Source organism: uncultured Clostridium sp., from assembly GCF_937920395.1.
Lineage (GTDB): Bacteria > Bacillota > Clostridia > Clostridiales > Clostridiaceae > Clostridium_AD.
Genome location: NZ_CALEVF010000226.1, coordinates 1 through 7,685, shown reverse-complemented (window position 1 = coordinate 7,685; position 7,685 = coordinate 1). Strand labels below are relative to the sequence as shown.

10 protein-coding genes and 1 pseudogene are annotated in these 7,685 nt (G+C 29.0%); 8 read left to right on the top strand and 3 right to left on the bottom strand.

Annotated features, from left to right (window positions below):
* Together Q0649_RS14680 and Q0649_RS14675 are read left to right on the top strand one after the other, a co-directional pair.
* The coding region (locus Q0649_RS14680; RefSeq protein ID WP_298843585.1) for a citrate synthase at nucleotides 1–813 on the top strand (813 nt) is incomplete at its 5' end.
* Between the two features lie 148 nt (nucleotides 814–961).
* Nucleotides 962–1,789, top strand: a complete 828-nt coding sequence (locus Q0649_RS14675; RefSeq protein WP_298843582.1) for a metallophosphoesterase — start codon at nucleotides 962–964, stop codon at nucleotides 1,787–1,789.
* Between the two features lie 119 nt (nucleotides 1,790–1,908).
* On the opposite strand, the gene Q0649_RS14670 is transcribed toward Q0649_RS14675, so the two are convergent.
* Complete coding sequence (locus tag Q0649_RS14670; RefSeq protein WP_298843579.1) at nucleotides 1,909–2,394, bottom strand: ferritin family protein; 486 nt, start codon at nucleotides 2,392–2,394, stop codon at nucleotides 1,909–1,911.
* A gap of 739 nt (nucleotides 2,395–3,133) precedes the next feature.
* Between Q0649_RS14670 and speE the strand changes: the two genes are divergently transcribed.
* From speE to Q0649_RS14645, 6 genes are all read left to right on the top strand, one after another.
* A complete protein-coding gene (gene speE / locus Q0649_RS14665) occupies nucleotides 3,134–4,006 on the top strand; it encodes a polyamine aminopropyltransferase (protein WP_298843577.1) in 873 nt (290 codons plus the stop codon).
* Nucleotides 4,007–4,070: 64 nt separating this feature from the next.
* Entirely contained in the window at nucleotides 4,071–5,462 is a 1,392-nt protein-coding gene (locus tag Q0649_RS14660; RefSeq protein ID WP_298843574.1) for an amino acid permease, read from the top strand.
* Between the two features lie 161 nt (nucleotides 5,463–5,623).
* Nucleotides 5,624–5,821: a hypothetical protein gene (locus tag Q0649_RS14655; protein WP_367179395.1), complete on the top strand. Its 198-nt coding sequence runs from the start codon at nucleotides 5,624–5,626 to the stop codon at nucleotides 5,819–5,821.
* 165 nt (nucleotides 5,822–5,986) lie between these two features.
* Nucleotides 5,987–6,229 (top strand): NAD(P)-dependent oxidoreductase, encoded by a 243-nt coding sequence (locus tag Q0649_RS14650; protein WP_298843571.1) that lies wholly within the window; start codon nucleotides 5,987–5,989, stop codon nucleotides 6,227–6,229.
* Nucleotides 6,226–6,366 carry an NAD(P)-dependent oxidoreductase gene (locus Q0649_RS23080; protein ID WP_367179394.1) on the top strand — a complete coding sequence of 47 codons (141 nt, stop codon included), beginning with the start codon at nucleotides 6,226–6,228 and terminating at the stop codon, nucleotides 6,364–6,366. Before Q0649_RS14650 ends, Q0649_RS23080 begins: the two co-directional genes overlap by 4 nt.
* 185 nt (nucleotides 6,367–6,551) lie before the next feature.
* A complete protein-coding gene (locus Q0649_RS14645; protein WP_298843568.1) occupies nucleotides 6,552–7,196 on the top strand; it encodes a hypothetical protein in 645 nt (214 codons plus the stop codon).
* 71 nt (nucleotides 7,197–7,267) lie between these two features.
* On the opposite strand, the gene Q0649_RS14640 is transcribed toward Q0649_RS14645, so the two are convergent.
* Both Q0649_RS14640 and Q0649_RS14635 read right to left on the bottom strand, forming a co-directional pair.
* Entirely contained in the window at nucleotides 7,268–7,558 is a 291-nt protein-coding gene (locus Q0649_RS14640; protein WP_298843565.1) for a DUF503 domain-containing protein, read from the bottom strand.
* A 22-nt stretch (nucleotides 7,559–7,580) separates the two neighbouring features.
* Nucleotides 7,581–7,685, bottom strand: a pseudogene (locus tag Q0649_RS14635) (phosphohydrolase); the annotation flags it as partial.

Here is a 7,685-nt window from a genome sequence, read left to right as displayed (position 1 = left end):
ATGGTGGTTTATGGTTATCAGGCACTATCACATTATCATAACAATAACAATTTACTTATCCGTAGCCCACTTGAGGAGTTAAGTACAGCTGAGAATATTTTGTACATGCTACGTGATGATAGTAAATACACTAAACTTGAAGCTACAATACTTGATCTTGCATTAGTGCTTCATGCAGAGCATGGTGGTGGTAATAACTCTACATTTGTTACACATGTAATAACATCTTCGGGTTCCGATACTTACTCAGTAATAGCTGCTGCACTTGGTTCTTTAAAAGGGCCAAAACATGGGGGCGCAAACATAAAAGTTGTTCAAATGTTTGAAGATATGAAAGAGAAAGTAAGTGATTGGAAAGATGATGCAGAAATCAAACAATATTTATTAAAGATATTAACTAAAGAGGCATTTGATAAAACCGGATTAATCTATGGAATGGGTCATGCTGTTTATTCAATATCTGATCCAAGAGCTGTTATTTTTAAAAAATACGTTGGAAGACTTGCAAAAGCTAAAGGTTTAGAAGATGAATATAATCTTTATGCAAAGGTAGAGGAACTAGCACCTATTGTAATTGCAAGTGTTCGAAAGATTTATAAAGGTGTAAGTGCTAACGTAGATTTTTACTCAGGCTTTGTATATAGAATGCTTGGAATACCAGATGAGATGTTCACCCCTATTTTTGCTGTTGCCAGAATAGCTGGTTGGAGTGCTCACAGGATTGAAGAAATAATAAATAATGGTAAAATTATTAGACCTGCATATAAATGTGTTTCAGGAAATAGTACCTATATTCCATTAAGTGATAGATAATAATATATTTTATATATAAGCAATAAAAAGAAGGACAACTATACTGTCTTAGTGGCAGATGAGTTGTCCATTTTTTATTGACTAAAATTGTTATATTACATATAATGGTGCTTGGCGTAAATATAGATTTTTGTAAAGGAGTAAATGTATGACTAATATATTTAACATTTTAATAGGATTATTTATTATTTTTATATTGTGGGTTTTAATTGAAGCTCAGGTTTATAGAGTTCGAAAAATTAAAATAAAAAATAGCAAGATACCGAAAGGATTCAACAATTTTAAAATAATTTTTATTTCGGATATGCATTATGGAAAAGGTTTCAGCAGCAACAGATTAATAAACATAGTAAATAAGATTAATAAAATAGAGCCAGATATAATAATAATAATAGGCGGAGATTATTTAGACATTTCAATAAAAAGTAATAGGAATGTAAGTAAGTATTTAGACAAGGAAATTCAAGTCCTAAAAGGATTAAAAGCTAAGTTGGGAATTTTTACAGTACTTGGGAACCACGATTATTTTAGAGGAAAAGAGTATTTGTTAAAGAAACTTAATTCAAATTCCTTTAAGATACTTAAAAATGGGAAGGAATTAATAAGTAAGGGGGGAGATATTATAGAACTAATAGGCGTGGATGATTTACTTGAGGGAATTCCAGATGCCAATGTGTTAAAAAAAGCAAGTGACAATTTTACAATTGCTATATCACATAATCCAGACTTTTTTAGTGATTACAAAAATGTTATTAATTATGACTTAGGTTTTGCAGGACATACTCATGGGGGGCAAGTAACTTTTTTTGGATTATATGCACCATATACATCATCTAAATATGGACAAATGTATTGCAAGAAGATAATTCATGAGACAAATAGAGATATAATATTAACTAATGGCATTGGCAATGGGAAAATTCCTATAAGATTTTTTGCTATTCCAGAAATCGTAGAAATTGATTTAGAAGTCTAGGTTTCTATAAACTGCACAAAAAACCATAGTATAAACATTTTTTTAATGCTTACACTATGGTCAATGTGAAATTAAATACTATACATCTAATTACAAATTTACATCATGTATATTTTTGGTTATGCTACTATTTCTTTAAGTAATTTTGAAAAGTATGCTGCATGGGACTTTTCTTCTTCAAGAATTGTGAACAATATTCCAGAAATATCATTTTGAGATACTTTTTCGTACATTTGTGTATAGATACTTATTGTAAGTTCCTCTGTTTTAATTGAATAAGTAAGTGCTGCTTTTAAGTCTTTGAAAGCATCACTAGGTTGCTCTTTTTTATTGAAAACTTGATTTTCAATTAAATTTTTCAAGTATTTTGTTACTTCTATATCAAAGAGATAAGTGGAATCCATTTCATTACCAGTACTTAAATCAGTAAAAAGTTTTGTAAATTTTTCTTTGTGAATAAATTCTTGACCAGCAGCAACTAATAAAAAATCTTTTATTTTTCCAGTTGTATGTTTAGCACCATTGATGTAGAAATCATATCCTTCTTCTTCCATTAATATGGAAATTTTCAACATTTCAAGACCACTAAAAGTAGTATTTGTCATAAGATCGCTCCCTTTCTTTTTTGCTTAATAGCATATTTTGCATAAAAAGCCTCAAGCTAATATTAACTTTCTTTTGTTAAATATTCAAGACTATTATAAAAATTCCTTTTTAATTTAATATTTAGATAGAATTAAAAAGGAATTTTTATAATTCGTAATTATATTTGTAGGTTTTTCTTTTTTATTTTTATAGGCATATATAATTTATAAAAATCAGCCGCCGTAAGGATTAAAGGTGGCCCATAATAGCTAAAAAAATCAATCATTTTGGTACCGTTTCCAACAGAAGGGTTTGCATAAACAAGTTGCTTACTAAAAAAGACTATTCCAATAGTACAGCCTATTATTTTAATATTTATATTTAGTTTAATGTTATTTAGCCTTGACTCAAAAATAAAATTATTTATATTATCAATAACTACTTTTCTAGGATAACTTAGATTAATAATTTTAATTATAACAAACTCCTCCTCATATATGTTTTACCTTAATAATTATATAGTATTATTAATTTACTAAAATGTTCCAATAAGTAAAATAAATTAATTGTATTAATATTTTTGAACTCTTTAATTTTTATGATATACTTGGTGTTGTAACTTTATGGGTCAAAAAAGGAAAAGATGATAATTATTAATATCACAAGTCATATGGTGTATTTATACAAATAAAAAAGTTTAAAGTAGAATTTATTAATAATTATAAGAATAGTTATATTTATTAGAATGGAGGTATTATTATGAAAACAAATGAATTGCCAAATTATTTTAAAAAGATTGATAATGAACTGTGGTTTGAAGAGGTTGAAGTTGAGAAAAAAAATTTGAAAATTAGTTATAAGGTTAATAATTGTTTTTCTTATTCCAAATCTTCATATCAAGAGGTAGCATTAATTGATACTAATGCATTTGGCCCTTGTCTTGTGCTTGATGGTGTAATGCAGACTACATCTGCTGATGGATTTATATATAATGAAATGATTACACATATTCCTGTACTTACCCATAAAAATCCTAAAAATGTTTTAGTAATTGGTGGAGGAGATTGTGGAGCTGTAAGAGAATTATCGAAGTATGAAGAACTCGAGACAATTGATATGGTGGAGCTTGATGAATTAGTAACAGATGAATGTATAAAATTTCTTCAGGAAATAAGTGGAGGTCCAGATTTTGATAAAAGGATTAATTTTAAGTTCGGAGATGGAGTTGAATATGTAAAGAAGACTGATATTAAATATGATATAGTTATGGTTGACTCACCAGATCCTGAGGGTCCCGCTAAAGATTTATTTGGAGAAGAATTTTATAAAAATGTAAAAAGAACATTAAAAGCTGATGGAGTAATGGTATGTCAAAGTGAATCTCCGATGATTCATCGAAACATAATTGAGAATACAAGAAAAATATTAAAAAATAATTTTAAAATAGTAAAAACATATATCGCTTTTGTACCAACTTATCCAGGTGGAATATGGAGTTTTACAATGGCATCAGATGTTTATGACCCTAGTAATATGGATGTAAATAGATTACCACTGGAAACTCGTTATTTGACAAAAAAAATTGTAAAATCTTGTTTTGATCTTCCTAATTTCATAAGTGATCTTAAATAAATTATTTAATATGTTATTTATTAAGTATATATCGTTAAAAAAGACAACATGAGGGTGGGCAAAAATGAATATTTTCAAGAAAAAATCTTTTGAGCAGATGCAGGATGGAATACATCAGTCTGGTTTAAAGAAAGACCTTACAGCAAAAGACATAGCAGCTTTAGGTATAGGTGCTGTTATTGGAGTAGGAATATTTGTGGCAACAGGTGCAGGAGCACATATTGCAGGGCCAGCAGTTATTATATCATTTGTGTTAGCGGGAATTGTTGCTTGCTTATGTGGACTCTGTTATTGTGAACTTGCAACAATGTTTCCAGTAGCTGGTAGTACGTATTCTTATGCTTATATAGCATTTGGAGAAATAGTTGCAATGTTAATAGGGTGGTGTTTAACCGCTGAATATTTAGTTGCTTGTAGCGCAGTAGCATCAGGGTGGTCTGGGGCGTTCGTCGGTCTTTTAAAGACATCAAGTATTAATTTGCCAAGTATTATTACTTCATCACCAAGTAATGGTGGAATAGTAGATCTACCTGCAATACTAATAGTATTATGTTTAACTCTGCTTTTGTGTTTTGGAATGGAGGAAAGTTCTAAAATTAATAATATAATTGTCAGCATAAAAATAGGTATAATACTTATTTTTGTAATGGTTGGAGTAGGACATATTAATGTTGCAAACTATAAACCATTTGCACCATTTGGGTTTAAGGGAGTTTTTGCAGCAACAGCATCAATATTCTTTTCTTATCTTGGATTCGATGCAATTGCAACTAGTGCTGAAGAAGCTAAAGATCCAAAGAAAGGTGTAGCTATAGGTCTTATATCATGTTTAGTTATAGTTAGTATATTGTATATTGCTGTTGCATTTGTACTTACTGGAATTGTTCCATATAATACTATAGATTTACAAAATGCACTGCCTGCTGCACTAGCGACAATAGGAATAAACTGGGGTTCTATTTTAGTTGGAGTAGGTTGTATAGTTGGAATGATATCTACAATTTTAGTTGTGCTTTATGGACAGGTAAGAATATTTATGGTAATGTCTAGAGATGGATTATTACCAAAGTTATTTTCAAAAATTCATAAAAAATATAAAACACCATACATAGCAACAATTATTACTGGTGTCATTGCAGCAATAATAGCAGGATTTTTACCATTAGATATTATTGTTCAATTTCTAAGCATTGGAACTCTTTTAGGATTTATAGTTGTTGCCTTAAGTGTGATAGTACTTAGAAAAAAGATGCCGGATTTTAATAGAACTTTTATCTGTCCACTTGTACCAGTAACACCAATACTTGCTATAATTTGTTGTTTGGTTTTATTAAGTAGGCTCGGAATAAAAACATGGATTGGATTTATAGTTTGGTTGATAATTGGCATTATTACATACATAGTGTATGGTAGAAAACATAGTGTTATTCAAAATGAAGATAGGTTAGAAGTATAAAATGTTAAAATTAAGGCATGCCATTTGATGAAAATGGTATGCCATTATTTGTGTTTTAATTTTAACGAAATGTTTAAAAGGAGAAAAATAAAATGAAGATAATCATGTTTAGTGGAAGAGAAGAATGTATTATGTCAAACTAGTGGGGTGAAAAACGTGGTATTGAAATTAAAAATGTTTCTGAACTGCTAACTATGGAAAATATAAATCTAATTAAAGGATTTGATGGTGTTTGTGTTCGTCAAATAAAAAAAATAGATAAAGAGATTTACAAAGAATTAAATGAAATGGGAATAAAACACATATCATCACGTACAGCAGGAGTTGATATGTTTGATATAAAAGAGGCTACAAAATAGGGCTTAACTATTACAAACGTTCCAGTTTATTCACCTAATGCAATTGCGGAGTACGCTGTAGCAGCTTCACTTAATATTACGCGTCATGTTATACAAATTGCAGAAGCAATGAAACGACAAGATTATCGCTGGACTAAAGACATATTATTAAAAGAAATAGGTTAAATGACTGTTGCAATTGTTGGAACTGGGAGAATTGGATGCATAGCAGCTAGAACTTTTAAAGCATTTGGTGAAAGAGTTATAGGATTTGATTTATATCCTAATAAAAACGTAAAGTATTGTATAGAATATGTTGATACACTTGAGGAAACAGTTAAAGAAGCAGATTTAATTTCACTACATATGCCAGCTATAAAAGAAAATTTTCATTTGTTCAATAAAACAATGTTTAATAAAATGAAATAAGCGTATTTTTAGTTAATACAGCTATAGGAACAATTGTTGATACAAAAGCATTAATTGAAGCTTTAGATAGTGGCAAGGTTGCTGCAGAAGTTATAGATACATATAAAAATGGGATAAGTAAAAATAAAATAAACTAATAACAATTAAACCGGGTTTTATTACAATAATATAACAATAATGGAAAAATGATTGCTTATATAAAGAGAGTAATGTATTATTTTATTATAAATAGAAATTTAAATGGTGGGTTTAAGTATCTGAATATACAATGTTGATAATGATTCAATAAAATCTAGAAAATTTATAATTAGGAGTGGTAAATATGATAAAAAATATGATTAATGAACTTCTTAAGTTTGATGAAAATAAATGGGAAAAGTATATATATGCTCGAGAACCATTAAAAAATAAGCTTAGTCAAAAGCAAAAAAGCGAATATAAAAGTGGCGCGGAAAATTGTGGGCATGATATAGCTAATGAAATTATCGTAAAATATGGCTTACTCACACCTAGAGAATATGCACAAAAGTTGGAAGTAAAAGTAATTGACGCCATAGATCAGGAGAGTACTGAACGCGTTATGTTTATGAAATTCGAACGACCTAGTACCATAACTGTTTTTAATAAAGTTGTAGATAAGGCTAATGAGATTATAAAGTCAGAAGGGTTAGAAGAATTGTTAGAAAATATTAATGTTTATGATATGATAATTGCACATGATTTATTTCATAATTTTGAGTGTAATCGTGAAATATATACAAATCAGGTTAAAATAAAACAATGGTCACTAGGTCCATATAAACATATGTCAAGGTTATCATGCCTTTCGGAGACTGGAGCTATGGCATTTGTAAAGGAACTGCTAAATATCGAATATTCACCATTCATATTTGATGTTGTTTTTTTATATACTGTTAATAAGATAAGAGCACGGGAATTATTTGAAGCTATATGTAAGCTGGAATAGCTTTCAACATGCATTGTAGGAGTAAAAAGTTAATAAATAGGACTTCAGCAATTTTACTTAAGTCCTATTTATTAAAGATTATTTATGTTTTCATTTTGAATATTAACTATTTCTGCATCAGTATTGTCTTCTATAAAAGTGATAATATGCTCCATTGTGGAATCAAGTTGCGATGAAGTTCCACATAATCCAGCAACACCAATAACTATTGTTTGATGGATATCTTGGTCATCAACTTCTGCTACTGATATGTTGAATTTATTCTTTAATTTTTGAATTATACTTTTTACAACCATTCTTTTTTCTTTTAAAGAGTGGGACCATGATGCTCTTAGGGTGACTTTCATAATTAAAATCTTCATATATTTTTCACCACCATTTTTATTATAAATATAATTTAGTGTCAATTCTTCTATCGTAGTCTGACCAATTATCAGATTCTGTTTTATCCTTCATTTGAGAAATTTTATTCATAGTAGCATCTGTTGA

Coding starts and splice junctions, on each gene's coding strand:
- Q0649_RS14675 (WP_298843582.1), top strand. CDS start 962: ATGACTAATATATTTAACATTTTAATAGGATTATTTATTATTTTTATA.
- Q0649_RS14670 (WP_298843579.1), bottom strand. CDS start 2,394: ATGACAAATACTACTTTTAGTGGTCTTGAAATGTTGAAAATTTCCATA.
- speE (WP_298843577.1), top strand. CDS start 3,134: ATGAAAACAAATGAATTGCCAAATTATTTTAAAAAGATTGATAATGAA.
- Q0649_RS14660 (WP_298843574.1), top strand. CDS start 4,071: ATGAATATTTTCAAGAAAAAATCTTTTGAGCAGATGCAGGATGGAATA.
- Q0649_RS14650 (WP_298843571.1), top strand. CDS start 5,987: ATGACTGTTGCAATTGTTGGAACTGGGAGAATTGGATGCATAGCAGCT.
- Q0649_RS14645 (WP_298843568.1), top strand. CDS start 6,552: ATGATAAAAAATATGATTAATGAACTTCTTAAGTTTGATGAAAATAAA.
- Q0649_RS14640 (WP_298843565.1), bottom strand. CDS start 7,558: ATGAAGATTTTAATTATGAAAGTCACCCTAAGAGCATCATGGTCCCAC.